The sequence below is a fragment of the Streptomyces toxytricini genome (assembly GCF_014649915.1).
Taxonomy (GTDB): Bacteria; Actinomycetota; Actinomycetes; order Streptomycetales; family Streptomycetaceae; genus Streptomyces; species Streptomyces toxytricini.
The window spans coordinates 26,137-44,525 of sequence record NZ_BMTY01000017.1 but is presented as its reverse complement, the minus strand read 5'-3'; the positions used below and the strand labels follow the sequence as shown (position 1 = coordinate 44,525).

General features: G+C 73.6%; 18 protein-coding genes. 12 read left to right on the top strand and 6 right to left on the bottom strand.

Features of this window, described 5'->3' with window-relative positions; translation table 11 throughout:
- Positions 1 to 42 precede the first annotated feature (42 nt).
- Positions 43 to 1,038: a TAXI family TRAP transporter solute-binding subunit gene (locus tag IE170_RS21575; protein ID WP_189811086.1), complete on the top strand. Its 996-nt coding sequence runs from the start codon at positions 43 to 45 to the stop codon at positions 1,036 to 1,038.
- A 15-nt stretch (positions 1,039 to 1,053) separates the two neighbouring features.
- Here IE170_RS21575 and IE170_RS21570 read toward each other — a convergent pair whose 3' ends face one another.
- Positions 1,054 to 2,049, bottom strand: coding sequence for an ROK family protein (locus IE170_RS21570; RefSeq protein WP_373299032.1), 996 nt, complete (start codon positions 2,047 to 2,049; stop codon positions 1,054 to 1,056).
- Between the two features lie 166 nt (positions 2,050 to 2,215).
- Between IE170_RS21570 and IE170_RS21565 the strand changes: the two genes are divergently transcribed.
- Positions 2,216 to 3,538, top strand: a complete 1,323-nt coding sequence (locus tag IE170_RS21565; RefSeq protein ID WP_189811084.1) for a glycoside hydrolase 5 family protein — start codon at positions 2,216 to 2,218, stop codon at positions 3,536 to 3,538.
- 20 nt (positions 3,539 to 3,558) lie between these two features.
- Positions 3,559 to 5,778: an endo-beta-N-acetylglucosaminidase gene (locus IE170_RS21560; protein ID WP_189811083.1), complete on the top strand. Its 2,220-nt coding sequence runs from the start codon at positions 3,559 to 3,561 to the stop codon at positions 5,776 to 5,778.
- Positions 5,779 to 5,817: 39 nt separating this feature from the next.
- Here the strand turns inward: IE170_RS21560 and IE170_RS21555 are convergent, their stop codons facing one another.
- Positions 5,818 to 7,230 (bottom strand): sensor histidine kinase, encoded by a 1,413-nt coding sequence (locus IE170_RS21555; RefSeq protein WP_189811082.1) that lies wholly within the window; start codon positions 7,228 to 7,230, stop codon positions 5,818 to 5,820.
- A 12-nt stretch (positions 7,231 to 7,242) separates the two neighbouring features.
- Entirely contained in the window at positions 7,243 to 7,953 is a 711-nt protein-coding gene (locus tag IE170_RS21550) for a response regulator transcription factor (RefSeq protein WP_189811081.1), read from the bottom strand.
- Positions 7,954 to 8,231: 278 nt separating this feature from the next.
- Between IE170_RS21550 and IE170_RS21545 the strand changes: the two genes are divergently transcribed.
- From IE170_RS21545 to IE170_RS21515, 8 genes are all read left to right on the top strand, one after another.
- A complete protein-coding gene (locus IE170_RS21545) occupies positions 8,232 to 9,017 on the top strand; it encodes an amino acid ABC transporter ATP-binding protein (protein WP_189811080.1) in 786 nt (261 codons plus the stop codon).
- Between the two features lie 89 nt (positions 9,018 to 9,106).
- Entirely contained in the window at positions 9,107 to 9,955 is an 849-nt protein-coding gene (locus IE170_RS21540) for a glutamate ABC transporter substrate-binding protein (RefSeq protein ID WP_189811079.1), read from the top strand.
- Positions 9,956 to 10,038: 83 nt separating this feature from the next.
- Positions 10,039 to 10,713 (top strand): amino acid ABC transporter permease, encoded by a 675-nt coding sequence (locus IE170_RS21535; protein ID WP_189811078.1) that lies wholly within the window; start codon positions 10,039 to 10,041, stop codon positions 10,711 to 10,713.
- Positions 10,710 to 11,603, top strand: coding sequence for an amino acid ABC transporter permease (locus IE170_RS21530; protein WP_189811077.1), 894 nt, complete (start codon positions 10,710 to 10,712; stop codon positions 11,601 to 11,603). Before IE170_RS21535 ends, IE170_RS21530 begins: the two co-directional genes overlap by 4 nt.
- 191 nt (positions 11,604 to 11,794) lie before the next feature.
- Positions 11,795 to 13,369: an FAD-dependent monooxygenase gene (locus tag IE170_RS21525; protein WP_189811076.1), complete on the top strand. Its 1,575-nt coding sequence runs from the start codon at positions 11,795 to 11,797 to the stop codon at positions 13,367 to 13,369.
- A gap of 33 nt (positions 13,370 to 13,402) precedes the next feature.
- Complete coding sequence (locus IE170_RS33510; RefSeq protein ID WP_312845902.1) at positions 13,403 to 13,492, top strand: putative leader peptide; 90 nt, start codon at positions 13,403 to 13,405, stop codon at positions 13,490 to 13,492.
- 62 nt (positions 13,493 to 13,554) lie between these two features.
- Positions 13,555 to 14,109: a cupin domain-containing protein gene (locus IE170_RS21520; RefSeq protein WP_189811075.1), complete on the top strand. Its 555-nt coding sequence runs from the start codon at positions 13,555 to 13,557 to the stop codon at positions 14,107 to 14,109.
- Complete coding sequence (locus IE170_RS21515; RefSeq protein ID WP_189811074.1) at positions 14,100 to 14,534, top strand: rhodanese-like domain-containing protein; 435 nt, start codon at positions 14,100 to 14,102, stop codon at positions 14,532 to 14,534. The genes IE170_RS21520 and IE170_RS21515 overlap by 10 nt, the downstream gene beginning before the upstream one ends.
- A 25-nt stretch (positions 14,535 to 14,559) precedes the next feature.
- Here the strand turns inward: IE170_RS21515 and recX are convergent, their stop codons facing one another.
- Positions 14,560 to 15,132: a recombination regulator RecX gene (recX, locus tag IE170_RS21510; protein WP_189811073.1), complete on the bottom strand. Its 573-nt coding sequence runs from the start codon at positions 15,130 to 15,132 to the stop codon at positions 14,560 to 14,562.
- 4 nt (positions 15,133 to 15,136) lie between these two features.
- Positions 15,137 to 16,261, bottom strand: coding sequence for a recombinase RecA (recA, locus tag IE170_RS21505; protein WP_189811072.1), 1,125 nt, complete (start codon positions 16,259 to 16,261; stop codon positions 15,137 to 15,139).
- A gap of 236 nt (positions 16,262 to 16,497) precedes the next feature.
- Here recA and IE170_RS21500 point away from each other — a divergent pair, with 236 nt between their 5' ends.
- On the top strand, positions 16,498 to 17,253 hold the full coding sequence (locus IE170_RS21500; RefSeq protein ID WP_189811071.1) for a Clp protease N-terminal domain-containing protein: 756 nt from the start codon (positions 16,498 to 16,500) through the stop codon (positions 17,251 to 17,253).
- On the opposite strand, the gene IE170_RS21495 is transcribed toward IE170_RS21500, so the two are convergent.
- A complete protein-coding gene (locus IE170_RS21495) occupies positions 17,207 to 18,301 on the bottom strand; it encodes an AI-2E family transporter (RefSeq protein ID WP_189811191.1) in 1,095 nt (364 codons plus the stop codon). The two genes, IE170_RS21500 and IE170_RS21495, sit on opposite strands and share 47 nt — an antisense overlap.
- Between the last annotated feature and the right edge of the window lie 88 nt (positions 18,302 to 18,389).

Below are 18,389 nucleotides of genomic sequence, written 5' to 3'. Positions count from 1 at the left end.
CGGGCCGTGACAGCTCGGCGCGTCGGTGGCAGGATCGCGGCCATGGTTCTCGTTCCGCCCCGTTTCGGCAGGCGCACCGTCCTGTGGGGGGCGGTGGCCGTGCTCACCGTGCTCGGGACGCTGCTGTGGTGGCTGCGGCCGTTCTCCGAGCCGGAGCTGAAGGGCGACCTGACCTTGAGCACGGGCGTCCACACCGGCGTCTACCACCGGTACGGGCAGCTGCTCGACGGGGCGCTGGCCCAGGACATGCCCGGCGTGGAGGTCCGGCTGGAGACCAGCGAGGGCTCGCAGGAGAACCTGCAGCGGCTGGCGTCCGGGGAGGCGGACTTCACCATCGCGACGGCGGACGCGGTCGCCAAGTACCGGGCGGACGGCAAGCGCGGCGCGGACGAGCTGCGCGGGTGCGCGCGGCTCTACGACGACTACGTGCAGCTCGTGGTGCCGGCCGGGTCGCCGGTGCAGTCGGCGCGGGACCTGCGCGGCAAGCGGGTCGCGATCGGGCAGCCGGGCTCCGGGGTGCGGCTGATCTCGGAGCGGCTGCTGACGGCGGCCAAGCTGGACCCGGCGCGCGACGTCAAGGCGGTGTCGATCGGCATCGACACCATGCCGGCGGAGCTGGAGGCCGGGCGCATCGACGCGTTCTTCTGGTCCGGCGGCCTGCCGACGAACGCCGTGAAGGAGCTGTCGGAGCGCTTCGACATCCGGCTCGTGCAGCTCGGCGACCTGGTGGAGGACCTCCAGGGCAGCGGGAGCCCGGCGCGCTACTACCGGTCGGCGGTGATGCCGCAGGACGCGTACGCGCGGGCGCGCAACACCTCGGCGGTGGCGACGCTGGCCGTGCCGAACCTGCTGGTCACGACGGAGGAGGCGGATCCGGAGCTGACCGAGCAGTTCACCCGCACCGTGATCAACAGCCGGGACGGGATCGGACGCCAGGTGCATGCGGCGCAGCTGGTGGACCTGCGGACGGCGATCTACACCGACCCGCTGGACCTGCACGAGGGCGCGCAGCGCTACTACCGCTCCGTGAAGCCGTAGGGCCTGTCCGGCGCGTCAGGCCGCCGGCAGCAGCATCATCGCGGCGGCGGCCGCGCCGATCAGCCCGGCGTCCGTGCCCAGGGCGGCCGGTACGACCTCCAGGCCGCCGGTGAAGGACAGCGCGGCGTAGTCGGCGAGGTGGGCCCGGACCGGCCCGAACAGGACGTCGCCGGCGGCCGCGACACCGCCGCCGATGACGGCGAGGTCGGTCTCGGCGAGGGTGGCGCAGGCGGCGATGGCGGCGGCCAGGGCGCGGCCCGCCCGGTCGAAGGCGGCGAGGGCGAGGGGGTCCCCGGCTGCGGCGGCCTCGGCGACCCCGGCCGCCGAGGCGTCGCGGTCGGGCACCCAGCCCTGGGCGAGGGCCCACCGGGCGATGGCCGTGCCGGAGGCGAGGGATTCCACGCAGCCGCGGCCGCCGCAGACGCACCGCTCGCCGTCGAAGGCGACGCTGATGTGCCCGATGTGGCCGGCGTTGCCGGTGGGACCGGGGTGGAGCCGGTTGTCGAGGACCAGGCCGCCGCCGACGCCGGTGGAGACGACCATGCACAGCGCGTTGGCACGCCCGCGCGCGGCGCCCAGCCAGTGCTCGGCCGCGGTCATCGCGACGCCGTCCCCGACGAGCACGGTCGGCAGGGGCGCGCCGTGGCGGGCCAGTTCGGCCTCGACCCGGGCGCGGACGGGGAAGTCGCGCCAGGCGCCGATGTTGACCGGGCTGACCGTGCCGCGCGAGGAGTCGACGGGGCCGGCGCTGCCGATGCCGCAGCGCACGGCGCCCGGCCACAGCGGGGAGCGGGCCAGCTCGGCGACGACCTCGGCGACGGCCGCGAACACCGCGTCGCCGTCGCCGGCCGCGCCGCGCGGGGTGGGGCGGCGGGTGGCGCACGCGATCGTCCCATCGGGCCCGACGAGCGCGCCGGCGATCTTCGTTCCGCCGATGTCGATCGCCACGGTGGCGCCGTCGCCCGGGTCGGCGGTGCCGGGCGCGGGGAAGGCGGGGCGGGAAGTCGTCACGGCGGCTCCTGGACGGGGTCGGTCCCAGTATGCGGCCGGCGCCGGACCCGCGGTCCCGCGGGGTCGGAGCCGCGCCGGTGGCGGAATCCGCGTCGTTGCCATCCGCTCCCCCGCGCGGCACGTTGGTCGGCGTCCGGAGAACGACGCCGAGCCTTCGGGACCCCTCATGCACGACGGCACCGCCGCCACCCCGCCACCGCCACCGCCCGCCCGAGCACCGGCCCGGACCCTCCGGTTCGGCGCCAACTACACGCCGTCGCGCGGCTGGTTCCACCACTGGCTCGACTTCGACGAGGACGAGGTCGCGGCCGACCTGGACTCGATCGCCGCTCTGGGCCTGGACCACGTACGGGTCTTCCCGCTGTGGCCAGTGTTCCAGCCGAACCGGACGCTGATCCGGCCGCGCGCCGTCGAGCAGCTCGCCGCCCTCGTGGACGCGGCCGCCGAGCGCGGCCTCGACGTCAACGTCGACGGCCTGCAGGGGCACCTGTCGAGCTTCGACTTCCTGCCGTCCTGGACCGCCACCTGGCACCGGAGGAACATCTTCCGCGATCCGGAGGTGGTCGCCGGGCAGGAGGAGTACCTGCGCACCCTCGCCGCCGCCCTCGCCGACCGGCCCAATTTCCTCGGCATGACGGTCGGCAACGAGGTCAACCAGTTCTCCGGCCCTCCGCACCCCGACCCGGACCCGGTCACCCCCGGGGAGGCCGGCCGCTGGCTGGAGCGGATGCTCGCCGCCTGCGAGCGCGGCGCGCCGGGCCGGCTCCACCTGCACGCCGAGTACGACGCCGTCTGGTTCCGGGACGGGCACCCCTTCATCCCGGCCCATGCGGCCCGCCTGGGTGCGGCCACCGCCGTGCACTCCTGGGTGTTCAACGGGACGGCGCAGCGGCACGGCCGCACCGGCGCAGCCACCGAGCAGCACGCCGCGTACCTGGTCGAGCTGTCCAAGGCGTGGGCCGCGGACCCGCACCGCCCGGTGTGGCTCCAGGAGGTCGGGGCGCCGACGCCGCTGATCCCGCCGGAGCACGCGGCCGCCTTCACCGCGGCGACGCTCTCCGCCGTCCTGGACTGCCCGGACCTGTGGGGCGTCACCTGGTGGTGCTCGCACGACGTGTCCCGGGAGCTCGCCGACTTCCCCGAGCTGGAGTACGGGCTCGGGCTGCTGGCCAACGACCGGCGCCCCAAGCCGGCCGCGGCGGAGGTCGCCCGCATCGCCGCGCAGTGGCGCGGCCGGCCGCACCGCCCGCCCGTGCGGTTCACCGCGCTGGTCCTGGACGCCGGCGGGGGTCCGGCCGCGCCGGGCCGCGCGGCGTGCGCGCCCGGCGGGGCGTTCTTCGAGGCCTGGGCAGCGCTCGCCGCCGACGGGGTCCGCCCCGCGGTGGTCCTCGCGGAGGCGGCCGAGGACCCCGCCCACCTGTCCGCGCGCGGCATCACCGAGGTGCTGCGCGTACGGGACGTCGTACGGCGTCCGAGATCCGACACCTGACCCCACTCCGAGGAGCCCGCATGTCCGAGGCCGACGACAGCGCCCACCCTCGTACGCCCTCCCGGCCCCCGCTCCCCTCCCCGGCCGCCCGTGCCGCCGGCCCGCGCCCCGCCCGGCGCTGGCTGATCGCCGCCGGCGCCGGGGCCGGGGCCGCCGCGCTGCTCGGCGTGACGGGCCGGGCGCACGCGGCGCACGCGGCGCACGCGGCGCAGGGAGCAGCCACCCCGCACGCGGCCGCGCCCCCGCCGGTGCCCGCCTCCGCGTCCGGCGGCCCGGGGGACCTCGCCCCGTACGCCTCCTACTGGTTCCCGGACTCCCTCCCGCCGGGCTCCCCCGGCCCCGGCATCGTGTGGCGCTCGCTGAAGGAGTGGACCCCCGAGTCCGATCCGGACCTGGCGTACAACACCGCCTCCGTGCCGCTCGCGGAGCGCTTCACCCCGGTGCCCGTCCACCCCGGCGCCCGCGCCGGGCAGGCCCGGATCGCCTCGCTCGTCTCCTTCGGGCCGACCGCCGGAAACCCCGCGCAGGGCTCCCCGACCTGCGACACCTACGCCCTGACGCACTGGGCCTACATCGACGAGCTGGTGTTCTGGGGCGGCTCCGCCGGCGAGGGCACCGTCCTCGCCCCGACCGCGCCCGTCGTCGACGCCGCGCACCGCAACGGCGTCCGCGTCCTCGGGAACGTCTTCCTCCCGCCCGTCGCGTACGGCGGCGACCTGCAGTGGACGCGGGACCTGGTGCAGCAGGACGCCGCGGGACGCTTCCCGCTCGCGCAGAAGCTGGCCGAGGTGGCCGCCGCCTACGGCTTCGACGGCTGGTTCGTCAACGCCGAGACCGACGGCGGGGACAGCCTGCTCGCCGGCCGGATGCGCCGCTTCCTGCGCGCCCTGCGCGCGGCCGGCGCCCCGCACGGGCTGCGGACCACCTGGTACGACGCGATGAACGGCACCGGGCGGGTGGGCTGGCAGGGCGCGCTGAACCACCTGAACCAGGAGTTCTTCGAGGACCGCGCGGGGCCCGTCTCGGACGGCTTCTTCGTCGACTTCCGCTGGAGCCGCCGCAGCCTCGCCGAGTCGGGCGCGCTCGCGGAGCGGCTCGGCCGCAGCCGCCGCGAACTGTGGGCGGCGGTCGACACGGAGGCCCGCGGCTGGGACGCGCCGGTCGACTGGGACGCGATCGTGCCGCGCGACCGCGAGCACGTGTCCGGCATCGGCTTCTACCGGCCGGAGTGGACGCGCAACCACCTCGCGGACCGCTCCCCCGGCGCCTTCCACCGCGCCGACGACCGGTTCTGGACGGGCGAGTCGGCGGACCCGGCCCGCCCGGCGCCCGAGCGCGGCTGGCGGGCGCCCGCCACGGTCGTCGCGGACCGCTCGACGGTCGGTGCGCTGCCGTTCGCCTGCTCCTTCAACACCGGCCACGGCGAGCGCTGGTACGAGGCCGGGCGGGCCGTGTCCGACGCGCCGTGGAGCCACCTCGGGCTCCAGGACCGGCTGCCGGGCCGGCGCTGGGTCGTGGACACGGCCGGGCCGCGGCCCGAGGTGGTTTTGGACTTCGCCGCGGCCTGGCGCGGCGGCTCCAGCCTCCTCGTGGCGGGCCCGCTCACCGCGCCCGCGGCCGTCGGGCTGCACGGCACCCGGTTCGTGCTGCCGGCGGTGGGCGTGCTGGAGCTGGTGCACCGTGCCGAGCCCGGCTCGGCGCCGGTGTCGGTCGAGGTCGGCGTCGCGGTCCGCGAGCCGCGGTCCCCGGGCGGGCCGGTCCCGTACACCTGGATCGCGGCGGGCGGGGCACGGCCGGGGGCCGGGTGGCGCACGGCGCGGGTGGGGCTGTCGCGCCTGGCGGGCCGGACCGCGTACGGGCTGGCCGTACGGGTCACGGCACTCGGCCGCACGGCGGTGGCGTGGCGGGTCGGCGCCGTATCGGTGCGCGACGACACGGCCGGCCGGCGCCCGGGTGCCCCGCACACCCTGCGCGTGGACGCCGCGGCCGTGCGCGACGGCGCGGCCCGGCTGCGCCTGTCGTGGCGGCGGGCCGCCGGACCGGTCCGCCACTACGAGCTGCACCGGCTGCTCCCGGGCGGCGGCCGCACCTTCCTCGGCGGCACCTGCGGCACCGCGCTGTACCTGCCGGAGGTCGTCCGGGCGGGCCGGGAGCGGGCGGCGGCCTTCGAGGTGCGGGCCGTGGACGAGCTGTACGCGGCCTCCGCCCCGGCGCGCACGGCGCTCGCGTGGCCCGGCTGACCGGGCCGCCCCGGCAGGGCGGAGGCCGCCCGGCCGGGGTCAGCCGCCGTGCGGGGCGCTGCGCGGCACGGCGACGGTCACGCGGAGGCCGTGCGGCCGGTTCGTCTCGTAGGAGAGGGAGCCGCCGCCCGCGGTGAGCAGCGCCCGGGAGATCGACAGGCCGAGCCCGGAGCCCTTGACGTTCTGGTGGCGCCCGCTGCGCCAGAACCGGTCGCCGATGCGGAGCAGTTCCTCCTCGGTCAGGCCGGGCCCCCGGTCGGCGACGACGACGTGGACGAACGCCCCGTCCGCGGCGACCGAGACCTCCACTTCCTCGCCGGCGGGGGTGAACTTCAGGGCGTTGTCGATCACTGCGTCGAGCGCGCTGGACAGGGCGATGGGGTCGGCCCACCCGGTGACGGCGGACCGCCCCGCCTCCCGGAGGCGTACGCCCTTCTCCTCGGCGTACGGCCTCCAGGCGGCGACCCGCTCACCCGTCAGCGCACCGATGTCGGTCAGGCTGAGCTCGGCCGAGGCGTGCTCGGCGAGGGCCAGGTCCAGCAGGTCGTCCAGTACCTGGGCCAGCCGCTTGCCCTCGGCGCGCACGGACGCGATCTCCTCGTTGCCCTCGGGCAGTTCGAGGGCGAGCAGCTCGATCCGCAGGAGCAGCGCCGCGAGCGGGTTGCGCAGCTGGTGGGAGGCGTCGGCGACGAACGCCCGCTGCTGCTCCAGGACCTCCTCGACGTTGTCGGCCATCTCGTTGAACGAGCGGGCCAGCCGCCGGAGTTCCGGCGGGCCGCCCGAGGCCGCCACCCGCGAGTTCATCCGCCCGGTGGCGATGCCGTGGGCGGCCGCGTCGAGGGTGCGGACGGGCTTGAGCACCCAGCGGGTCAGCTGGAGCGCCGCGCCGAACGCCAGGAGCATCGCCGCGGCGAGCCCCGCGGCGATGATCAGCCAGCCGCTGAGGATGCGGGCCCGCAGCTGGTCGGTCGGCGACTCGGTGACGACGACCGCGACGACGTCGCCGTCGAGGACGACCGGCGAGGCGACGAGGAGTTTGGCCTGCGTCTGCCAGGGCCACACCTGCGGCGGATCGTGGCTGCGCCGCCCGGCGAGGGCCTCCGTGAAGGCCTCCCGCCCCTCGCCCTCCTCCGGCAGCTGCCACCAGCCGGGCGCCCGGACCATGGCGTTGTCGTCACGGTAGAAGATCCCCACCCGGATGCCGTACAGCTCCTGGTAGCGGGCCAGTTCCTGCTGGAGGGTCTCGCGGCGGTCGGCCGCGCCCGTGCTGCCGGAGGCCTCGGCGTCGAAGACGAACTGGGCGAGCGCGGAGAAGCGGGCGCTGTCGTCGATCCGGTCGACGATGACCCGCTGCTGCTGGCCGGCGGCCAGGCTCACGGCCAGCGGGAAGCCGAGGGCGAGCAGGACGCCCGCCATGAGGACGACGAGCAGCGGGAGCAGCCGGGCGCGCACGCCGGGGCCCGCCTAGGGGGCGGCCGGGGGGACGAGCCGGTAGCCCACCCCGCGGACGGTCTCGATCAGGGCGGGCATGCGCAGCTTGGAGCGCAGCGACGCCACGTGCACCTCCAGGGTGCGCCCCGTCCCCTCCCAGCTCGTGCGCCACACCTCGCTGATGATCTGTTCGCGGCGGAAGACGACGCCGGGCCGCTGCGCGAGCAGGGCCAGCAGGTCGAACTCCTTGCGGGTGAGCGGCACATCGGTGCCGTCGACGCTGACGCGGCGGGTCGGCAGCTCGATGCTGACGGGCCCGACGCGGACGGCGCCCGGGACTCCCGCCGCGGCCGGGGAGGCGGCGGCCTCCTCCGCCGCGCCGGTACGCCGGGCGACGGCGTGGATGCGGGCGAGGAGCTCGCCGGTGTCGTAGGGCTTGACGACGTAGTCGTCGGCGCCCATGTTGAGGCCGTGGATGCGGGAGCGCACGTCGGAGCGGGCGGTGACCATGATCACGGGGGTCGAGGTGCGCTTGCGGATCTTGCCGCAGACCTCGTACCCGTCCTGGTCGGGCAGCCCGAGATCGAGGAGCACCACGCCGAAGGGCGGCGCCCCGGCGGGCAGCAGGGCCTGGAGGGCCTCCTCGCCGTTGCGGGCGTGCGTCACCTGGAAGCCGTGCCGCGCGAGGATCGCGGACAGGGCGGCGGCGACGTGGTCGTCGTCCTCCACGAGCAGCAGCCTCACGGGCGTCCCCCTTTCCTGGCGTCCTGTCGATCTTGGTCTGCGGTCAGGGCCACAGAGCATCCACGCTGATGAGCGCCCCCGCGTCAAGGGGGTTCCGGTCCCGCGCGGCTTCCGTTATGCACCCGGTACGGGCCTCGGAGCGGAGGGCGCCGCGGCGCGTACGGAGCGTATCGGGGCGAGGCCGTATCGTTATCCTCAATTCTCCCTCAGATGTGGTGACGGTGTGAGGACGGCATCACTACTGTCCTCCCAACCGAGGAGGACGGAGCAAGAAGCCGATGAGCGGAGTATCAGTGACCAAGGACGCGGAGGGTGCGGCCGAAGCCGCTGACGACCTGGTCGTACTGAGCAACGTCAACAAGCACTTCGGCGCGCTGCACGTGCTTCAGGACGTCAATCTCAGCATTGCCCGCGGTGAGGTCGTCGTGGTGATCGGTCCTTCGGGATCGGGCAAGTCGACGCTGTGCCGGACGATCAACCGGCTGGAGACGATCGACTCCGGCACGATCACGATCGACGGCAAGGAACTGCCCTCGGAGGGGCGGGAGCTGGCCCGGCTGCGTGCCGACGTCGGCATGGTCTTCCAGTCCTTCAACCTCTTCGCGCACAAGACGGTGCTGCAGAACGTGATGCTGGGCCAGATGAAGGTCCGCAAGACGGACCAGGCCACGGCGGCGAAGAAGGCTCAGGCCCTGCTGGACCGGGTGGGCGTCGGAACACAGGCCGACAAGTACCCGGCACAGCTCTCGGGCGGCCAGCAGCAGCGCGTGGCGATCGCCCGTGCGCTGGCCATGGACCCGAAGGTGATCCTCTTCGACGAGCCGACGTCGGCCCTCGACCCGGAGATGATCAACGAGGTGCTGGAGGTCATGCAGCAGCTCGCCGCCGAGGGCATGACGATGGTCGTCGTCACGCACGAGATGGGCTTCGCCCGCTCCGCGGCCAACCGGGTCGTCTTCATGGCCGACGGCAAGATCGTCGAAGAGGCCCAGCCCGAGCAGTTCTTCAGCAACCCGCGCAGTGACCGCGCCAAGGACTTCCTTTCGAAGATCCTGCACCACTGACGGCTCCGTCTGGTACTGATCCCGTGGCGGCCCGGCGGCCCCCGTCGCCGCTCGCCGTCCAACAACGTCTCATCCGAGGGAAGTTCACCATGAAGCTCTTCAAGGCCGGCGCGGCCGCAGCCGTGGCCGTCGTCCTCTCCCTGACCGCGACCGCGTGCGGCGGCGGCAGCGGCTCGGCCGGCGACGGCGGGACCGCCGGCGGCGGCAAGGACAAGATCGTCATCGGCATCAAGTTCGACCAGCCGGGTCTGGGCCTGAAGACGCCCGACGGCAAGTTCACGGGCTTCGACGTCGACGTCGCCACCTACGTGGCCAAGGAGCTGGGCTACCAGCCCGACCAGATCGAGTTCAAGCAGGCCGTCAGCGCCGAGCGCGAGAACCTGATCTCGAACGGCGACGTCAAGCTCGTGGTCGCGACGTACACGATCAACGACAAGCGCAAGGCGAAGGTCGACTTCGCGGGCCCCTACTTCCTGGCCCACCAGGACCTGCTGGTCCGCGCGGACGACACCTCGATCACCAAGGCCGAGGACCTCAACAAGAAGAACCTCTGCTCCGTCACCGGTTCGACCTCCGCGCAGAACGTCAAGACCAAGCTGGCGCCTGACGCGAACCTGCTCGAGCAGGGCGGCTACTCCGAGTGCCTCACGGGCCTGGAGAACAAGACCGTCGATGCCCTGACCACGGACAACTCGATCCTCGCCGGCTTCGCCGCGCAGGAGAAGAACAAGGGCAAGTTCAAGCTGGTCGGCCTGAAGCTCAGCGACGAGCCCTACGGCATCGGTCTGAAGAAGGGCGACAAGGAGCTCCAGACCAAGGTCAACGCCGCGCTGAAGAAGATGGTCGAGGACGGCTCCTGGCAGAAGGCGGTGGACGCGAACCTCGGCCCCGCCGGCTACAAGGCCGAGCCGGCCCCGCAGATCACCGAAGGCAGCTGATTCTTCGGTGAGGCGCGCCGCCGCCCGCTCCTCGCGGGCGGCGGCGCGGCTCACCGGCCATCCTGGGGAGAGCGCAGGGCAACGTGTTCGACTTTCTTACTTCCGGGCAATACGACGTGCTCGGAGCCTTCTGGGTGACGGTTCAGCTCACCCTCTATTCAGCCGTCGGATCCCTTGTCTGGGGAACCATGCTGGCCGGAATGCGGGTCAGCCCGGTTCCGATCATGCGGTCCTTCGGCACCGCGTACGTGAACGTCGTGCGCAATACGCCGCTGACCCTGCTGATCATCGGATGCTCGCTGGGCCTCAACCAGACGCTGAAGATCACGCTCGGCGGCGAGGACTTCAAGGAGATCGGCTTCCGCCTCGCGGTCCTGGGTCTGATCGCCTACACCGGCACGTTCGTCTGCGAGGCACTGCGCTCCGGTATCAACACGGTGCCGGTGGGGCAGGCTGAGGCCGCGCGTGCGCTGGGGCTGAACTTCTTCCAGGTGCTCACCCTGATCGTGCTCCCCCAGGCCTTCCGGGCGGTCATCGCGCCGCTCACCAACGTACTGATCGCCCTCACCAAGAACACGACGGTGGCGGCAACCATCGGTGTGGCCGAAGCGGCCCTGCTGATGAAGGAAATGCTGGAGAACGAGGCGGACGCGCTCTTCGCGGTCTTCGCGGTCTTCGCTCTCGGCTTCGTCCTGCTGACCCTGCCCACCGGCCTGCTGCTGGGCTGGGTGGCCAAGCGAGTGGCGGTGAAGCGATGAGCTCCGTTCTGTACGACACCCCGGGCCCCAAGGCCAAGGTGCGCAACTGGATCTACACGGGCGTCTTCGCGGTGGTGGTCGCCCTGGCCTTGTGGTGGATCCTCGACCGCATGGCGCAGCAGAACCAGCTCGACGCCGACAAGTGGCTCCCCTTCGTCACCGACAGCCAGATCTGGACGACCTTCCTCCTCCCCGGGCTCGGCGAGACGCTGAAGGCCGGCCTGATCGCCATGGTGATAGCCCTGCCGCTGGGTGCGCTGCTGGGCATCGGCCGGCTCTCGGACCATGCGTGGGTGCGCGTCCCGATCGGCACGGTCGTGGAGTTCTTCCGCGCCATCCCGGTCCTGATGCTGATGATCTTCAGCTCGGCGCTGTACGTCATGCTCGGCACCGTCAGCTCGGACCTGCGTCCGCTGTACGCGGTGGTCACCGGCCTCGTCCTGTACAACGCCTCGGTCATCGCCGAGATCGTCCGGGCCGGCATCCTGTCGCTGCCGCGCGGCCAGACGGACGCCGCCAAGGCGATCGGCATGCGCAAGGGCCAGATGATGTTCTACGTCCTGGTCCCGCAGGCCGTCACGGCGATGCTGCCGGCGCTGGTCAGCCAGCTGGTCGTGATCCTGAAGGACACCGCGCTCGGCGGCGCCGTCCTCGGTTTCGCGGACCTGATGTCGATGAACCGGCAGATCTCCGCCAACTACAGCAACACCATCGCGACGATGGTCGTGATCGCCCTCATCTACATCGCGGTGAACTTCGCGCTCACCGCCCTCGCCTCCTTCCTCGAGCGCCGGCTGCGGCAGTCGAAGAAGGGCACCGGCGCGGTCGTCGAGGGCGACGTGGCCGAGGTCGACGCGGGCGGCGCGGCCGGCGTGGGCAAGGCCCCCTGACACGGGAGGGACGGCGCCGGCCCGGCGCCGGATTCCTGACACCCGGTCAGTGAACAGGCGTGGCACGTGTGGTGCGGCGGATCCCATCCGCCGCACCACACGCATGACCGGGGAGGGTGTCACTTGACGCAGGCACCTCCAGTGGGTTGCATACGTTGTGTGATCACATACCGGACATCGGGAGCCGCCTCGTGGACCCGGTGATCGTCGTCGGTGCCGGGCCGGTCGGGCTGGCCCTGTCCCTCGCCCTGGCCGGCCAGGGCGTGCCGTCCGTCGTGCTCGACGAGGGGCCCGGCAAGGACCTCCCCCGCCCTGCCCGGACGGTCGTACTCCACTCCGACACCGCCGCCATGGTGCGCCGCCTGGGCTGTACGCCCCTGCGCGACGAGGGCGCGTCGTACGCGGCCTGGCGCACGCGGCGGCGCGGCCGCGACACCGGCCGGATCACCTTCGACGACGAGCCGGCTCCGCTGCACGTGCCCCAGCACGCCCTCACCCGCGGGCTGCGCGGCGCCGCCGCGGCACATCCGCTGGTCAACCTGGTCATGGAGAGCAAGCTCGACGCCCTGGAGCAGGACGACCGCGGCGTCACCGCGCACACCCGCGGCGCGGAGACCACCTGGTGGCGGGGCAGCCACCTCGTCGGCTGCGACGGGGCGCGCTCGACCGTCCGCAAGCTCCTCGGCATCCGCTTCCCGGGCCGCACCGCCGTCGAGCGGCACGCCGTGGCCGCGCTGCGCACCGAGCTGCCCTGGCCGGGCGAGGCCCTCCTGCACCGCGACCCGCCCCACGAGACCACGGCCCGGCCGCTGCCCGACGGGGTGTGGCGCCTCGACTGGCTGCTTCCGGCCCGCGGCGAACTCGTCACCCCCGACGCCCTGGTGACGCTGATCCGGGACACGATGGCCTCCTGGTGCGACGGCACCACTCCCCCGTACGACCTCCTCGACACCGGCGTGCACACGCTGCACCACCGGCTCGCCATCCGCTGGCGGGAGCGACGCGCCTTCCTCGCGGGAGACGCCGCGCACCTGCTGGGCGCCCTCGGCACGCAGGGCGTCGAGGAAGGGCTCCGGGACGCCGAGAACCTCGCCTGGAAGCTGGCGCTGGCCTGGCACCACGGCGCGTCGGAGTCGCTGCTGGACAGCTACGAGGACGAGCGGCGCACCGCGGTCGCCGCCCGGCTGCGGGCCGCCGACCAGGCCGTGCCCGCGCTGCGCGGGGGCGGCGGGCTGCGGACGCTGCTGCCGGGTTCCGCCCGCGGCGGCGAAGCCCTCCTCACCGACGGCCACCTGGGCCGCGGCCCGCTCGGCGCGCTGCCCGCGTACGCCCCGCCGGTGGCGGTGCGCGAGGTCCCCACGGCGACCGAGCCGGGCGGCGCCGTCGCGAACGTCCCCGTGTCGGCCCCCGACGGGTCGACCGTCCCGCTGCGCGACATGCTCGGCCGGGGCAGGCTGCTGGTGGTGCTCGTCGCCCCCGGCACGGGTGTCTGGGACCGGCGGCACTGGCTCGGCGCCGGGCTGATGCCGCGGCTCGCCGCGGCGGTGAGCGCCCTTCCGGTGCGGGCCGACCTGCTCGTCGCCGACGGCTACCCGGGGGCGCCGGCCCACACCGTGCTGCTGGTCCGGCCCGACGGCCACCTCGCCGCGACCTTCGCGGGCGTGCGGCCGGCCGAGCTGTACGAGGCGGCGGACGCCGTGCGCATGGGCGCCCCCGCCGCGCCGGACCGCACCCCGTCCACCACGCCCTCCGCCGTGATCGATTGACCGCCGCGCGGTCGCCGTGCTTGACTCGCCGCCATGACCGGCAGCGACGACGTACGCCTGTGGCGGAGGGTCCACATGGACCTGGTCCGCTACGCGGGCTGCGTGTGTCGCCGCTCCTGCTGATTCGCCTTCCTTCCCGCGCGCTCCGGCGCGACCTTCCGCGAACCTCCAGGACGGTCATCCCCATGTCTGCCACCGCGGCCCTGCCCGCGCACGCCCCTGCACGCCCCGCCCCCGCCGCCACCCCGGCCGTGACGGCCGCCGAGCTCCTCGACTTCGCCCTGCGCACCACCGCCGACACGGCCACCGTCGCCGCCCTGCCCCTCGATCCGTACGAACGCACCTGGATCCGGCTGGACGGGCCGGGCGGCAGTGAGGCCTGGCTGATCGGCTGGCCGCCCGGCTCGGGGACCGGCTGGCACGACCACGCCGAGTCGCGGGGCGCGTTCGCCACCGCCCGGGGCTCCCTCACCGAGCACTCGCTCGCCGCCCGCCTCCCCTCCGAGGGCTGGCGCAGCCTGGAACTCGCGCCGGGCGTCGACCGCAGCCGGACCCTGGAGGCGGGTACGGGCCGCGCCTTCGGCAAGCACCACGTCCACGAGGTGCTCAACACGTCCGCGGAGGAGCACGCGGTCTCGGTGCACGTCTACCACCCGCCACTGCCACTGATCCGCAGGTTCAGCCGGAACGGCCCGATCCTGGCGCTGGAGCAGGTGGAGCGCCCCGAGGAATGGCAGTGAGCGGCGGCGCGGAGTCGGGGCCGACCGGCATCGACGCCCTTCTGGAGCGGGTCCGCGGCACCTACGAGCGGGTCTCGCCTGCCCAGGCGTACGAGGAGTCCACGGCGGGCGGCGCCGTCCTGGTGGACATCCGCTACCAGGCCCTGCGCGAACGCGACGGCCTGGTCCCGGGCGCCCTCGTCGTCGAGCGGAACGAGCTGGAGTGGCGGCTGGACCCGCAGGGCTCGCACCGCCTCCCCGAGGCGGTCTCCCACGACCTGCGGGTGATCGTCTTCTGCAACGAGGGCTACGCCTCGTCCCTGGCGGTGGCGTCCCTGCACGCCCTCGGCCTGCACCGCGCCACGGACATGACGGGCGGCTACCAGTCCTGGCGCTCCGAAGGCCATCCCACCACCGGCCCCGGTACCGGCCCCGCCGACACGTGACGGACACCCCGGCCCTGCGCCCCGGTCAGTCCTCCGGGTACCCCGCACCGGGCCCGGGGTCCCCGTCCTCGCCCTCGGCTTCGAGGGCGCGGCGGACCACCCGCAGGGCCATGCCCTCCGGGTAGCCCTTGCGGGCGAGCATCCCGGCCAGGCGCCGGATCCGCTTGTCGCGGTCGAGGCCGCGCGTGGAGCGGAGTCTGCGCTCGACGAGCTCCCGAGCGGTCTGCTCCTCCTGCTCGGAGTCCAGCCGCCCGAGGGCCTCCTGGACGAGGGCGGCGCCGACGCCCTTGGTGCGCAGCTCCTGCGCGAGGGCCCGGCGGGCGAGGCCCCGCCCGCGGTGGCGGGACTCGACCCAGGCACCGGCGAACGCGGCGTCGTCGATGAGGCCCACCTCCTCGAAGCGGGAGAGGACCTCCTCGGCTGCCTCGTCGGGGATGCCGCGCTTGGCCAGGGCGTCCGCGAGCTGGCGCCGAGTGCGCGGCATCCCGGTGAGCAGGCGCAGGCAGATCGCCCGCGCCTGCTCTTCGGGACTCTGGGGCGGCAGCTCCCGCTCGGCCCTCGTCGTGCCGGAGCCGCCGTCCCCGTCGTGTTCCCGCACCGGGTCAGCTCTTGGCGGCGGCGGCCTTGGCCGTCTTCGCCTTCGACGCGGGGGCGGGAACGTTCTTGGCGTCGCCGTCGGCAGCGGCGGCGGTCTCCTCGGCGGTGCCCTCCGCGGCGGGCTGGGCCCCCTTGCGGACGCCGACGCCGAGCTTCTCCTTGATCTTCCGCTCGATCTCGTTGGCGAGGTCGGGGTTGTCCTTCAGGAAGTTGCGGGCGTTCTCCTTGCCCTGGCCGAGCTGGTCGCCCTCGTACGTGTACCAGGCGCCGGCCTTGCGGATGAAGCCGTGCTCCACGCCCATGTCGATCAGACCGCCCTCGCGGCTGATGCCCTGGCCGTAGAGGATGTCGAACTCGGCCTGCTTGAACGGCGGCGCGACCTTGTTCTTGACGATCTTGCAGCGGGTCCGGTTGCCGACCGCCTCGGTGCCGTCCTTGAGGGTCTCGATGCGCCGGATGTCGATGCGCACGGAGGCGTAGAACTTCAGCGCCCGGCCACCGGTGGTGGTCTCGGGGGAGCCGAACATGACGCCGATCTTCTCGCGGAGCTGGTTGATGAAGATCGCGGTCGTCTTGGACTGGTTGAGCGCGCTGGTGATCTTGCGGAGGGCCTGGCTCATCAGGCGGGCCTGGAGGCCCACGTGGGAGTCGCCCATCTCGCCCTCGATCTCCGCACGCGGCACGAGCGCGGCGACGGAGTCGATGACGATGAGGTCGAGGGCGCCCGAGCGGACGAGCATGTCCACGATTTCGAGGGCCTGCTCGCCGGTGTCCGGCTGGGAGAGGATCAGGTTGTCGGTGTCGACGCCGAGGGCGCGGGCGTACTCGGGGTCGAGGGCGTGCTCCGCGTCGACGAAGGCGACGGTGCCGCCGGCCTTCTGCGCGTTGGCCACGGCGTGCAGGGTCAGGGTCGTCTTGCCGGAGGACTCAGGGCCGTAGATCTCGACGACGCGGCCGCGCGGCAGGCCGCCGACGCCGAGGGCGATGTCCAGAGCGGTCGACCCGGTCGGGATGATCTCGATGGGCTCGTTCGGCCGGTCGCCCAGGCGCATGACCGCACCCTTGCCGAATTGCCGTTCAATCTGCGCGAGGGCGGCGTCGAGAGCCTTCTCGCGGTCGGTGCCTGCCATGGGTTCCACCCGGTTTGCTTGAGTCGATCGCTTCACGTCATTGACGCTAACGCGTGCCACTGACAATCCGCTTCCACGCCCGTTTCGGCTGTGGATAACCCATCAGAATGGATGTTCGATTTCCCTGTCAAGCCGACCCCTCAAGGCCTCCGCCGACCTCCCCCGGACAGCCGCACCCCCGCCCGACTGACAACCGACGGTTGACACTCAACGACTGTCAACCTAGGGTTGCGCCCATGACGAACCCTTCTCAGGAACCCGTTCGCACGACCGTCCCGGTCCGCCTCGACGACCTGATCGAGGTCATCAAGAAGTCCCACACCGACGCGCTCGACCAGCTCAGCAACGCGGTCGTCGCCGCCGAGCACCTGGGCGACGTCGCCGACCACCTCATCGGCCACTTCGTGGACCAGGCCCGCCGCTCCGGCGCCTCCTGGACCGACATCGGCCGCAGCATGGGCGTCACCCGCCAGGCCGCCCAGAAGCGCTTCGTCCCCAAGGCCGACAAGGAGGGCGGGTCGGGCGAGACCGCCCAGGGCTTCGGCCGCTTCACCCCGCGCGCCCGCAACGTCGTCGTGGCCGCACAGGAGGCGGCCCGCACCGCCGGCAACACCGAGATCAGCACCGAGCACCTCGTCCTCGGCCTGGTCGCCGACCAGGAGGGCCTCGCGATGCTCGCCCTGAAGGCCCAGGGCGTCGCCCCGGACGCCGTCCGCTCCGCCGCCGAGGCCGCGCTGCCCGCGCCTGCCGAGGGCGCCCTGCCCGAGCTGATCCCCTTCGACGCCTCCGCGAAGAAGGCCCTGGAACTGACGTTCCGCGAGGCCCTGCGCCTCGGTCACGACTACGTCGGCACCGAGCACGTCCTGCTGGCCCTGCTCGAACTCGAGCACGGCGAGGGCGTCCTCTCCGGCACCGGCCTGGACAAGGCCGCCACCGAGGCGGCCGTCAGCGAAGCCCTGGCAGCCGTACTCGGCGGCGCGGACCAGGCGTAGGGGCGCCCGCGTCGGCGTCCGCGGTGAGCTCGTACCGCTTGACGTACGCGCCGAGGAAGGCCTGCAGCGTGGCGACGGCCGGGATCGCGATCAGCGCCCCGACCGCGCCCAGCAGGGCCGTCCCCGCGATCACCGAGCCGAAGGCCACGGCCGGGTGGATGTCCACCGTCCGCGAGGTCAGCTTCGGCTGGAGGACGTAGTTCTCGAACTGCTGGTAGACCACCACGAAGCCGAGGACGTACAGCGTGTACAGCGGATCGACCGGGAAGGCGATCAGCATGGGCAGGGCGCCCGCCAGGTAGGTGCCGATGGTGGGGATGAACTGCGAGACCAGCCCCACCCACACCGCGAGCGCCGGCGCGTACGGCACCCCCAGGAACGCGAACAGCACGTAGTGCGCGAGCCCGGACACCAGGGCCATCAGACCCCGCGAGTACAGGTAGCCGCCCGTCTTGGCGACGGCGATCTCCCAGGCGCGCAGCACCTCCGCCTGCTTCGCCGGCGGCAGCACCGAGCACAGGGCGCGCCGCAGGCGCGGCCCGTCCGCGGCGAAGTAGAAGGCGAACAGGCCGACCGTCAGCAGGCGGAACAGCCCTCCGAGGACGGTGGCGGAGACGTCGAGCACGCCGCTCGCGCTGTCCTGGACGTACTTCTGCAGCCAGTCCGAGTGCAGCAGGCTGTCCTGGATCGCGAGCCGGGACAGCTCGGTGTGGAAGGTCGCGTTGATCGAGCCGATCACCGAGTCGAGGTAGCGGGGGAAGCTCCCGACCATCTCGACGATCTGCCCGGCGAGCATCGAGCCGAGCAGGACGACGAACCCTGCGGAGGCGACGAGCACCCCGAGGAACACCAGGAAGGTGGCGAGCCCCCGGCGCATGCCGCGGGCGGCCATCCGGGACACCGCGGGCTCGATCGCGAGGGCGAGGAAGAACGCGATCAGGATGTTGACCAGCAGCCCGATCAGCTGGTGGAAGGCCCAGCTGCCGAGGCGGTAGCAGGCGATCAGGGCCAGGACGAGGACGACGGCGCGCGGCAGCCAGCGGGGCATGCGCTCGCCGGCGGCCGCCGCGCGGACCGCCCCTGCCGCGGTCGCGGCCGGCGCCGCCGCGGGTCCGGCGGCCGGACCCGGGGCAGGG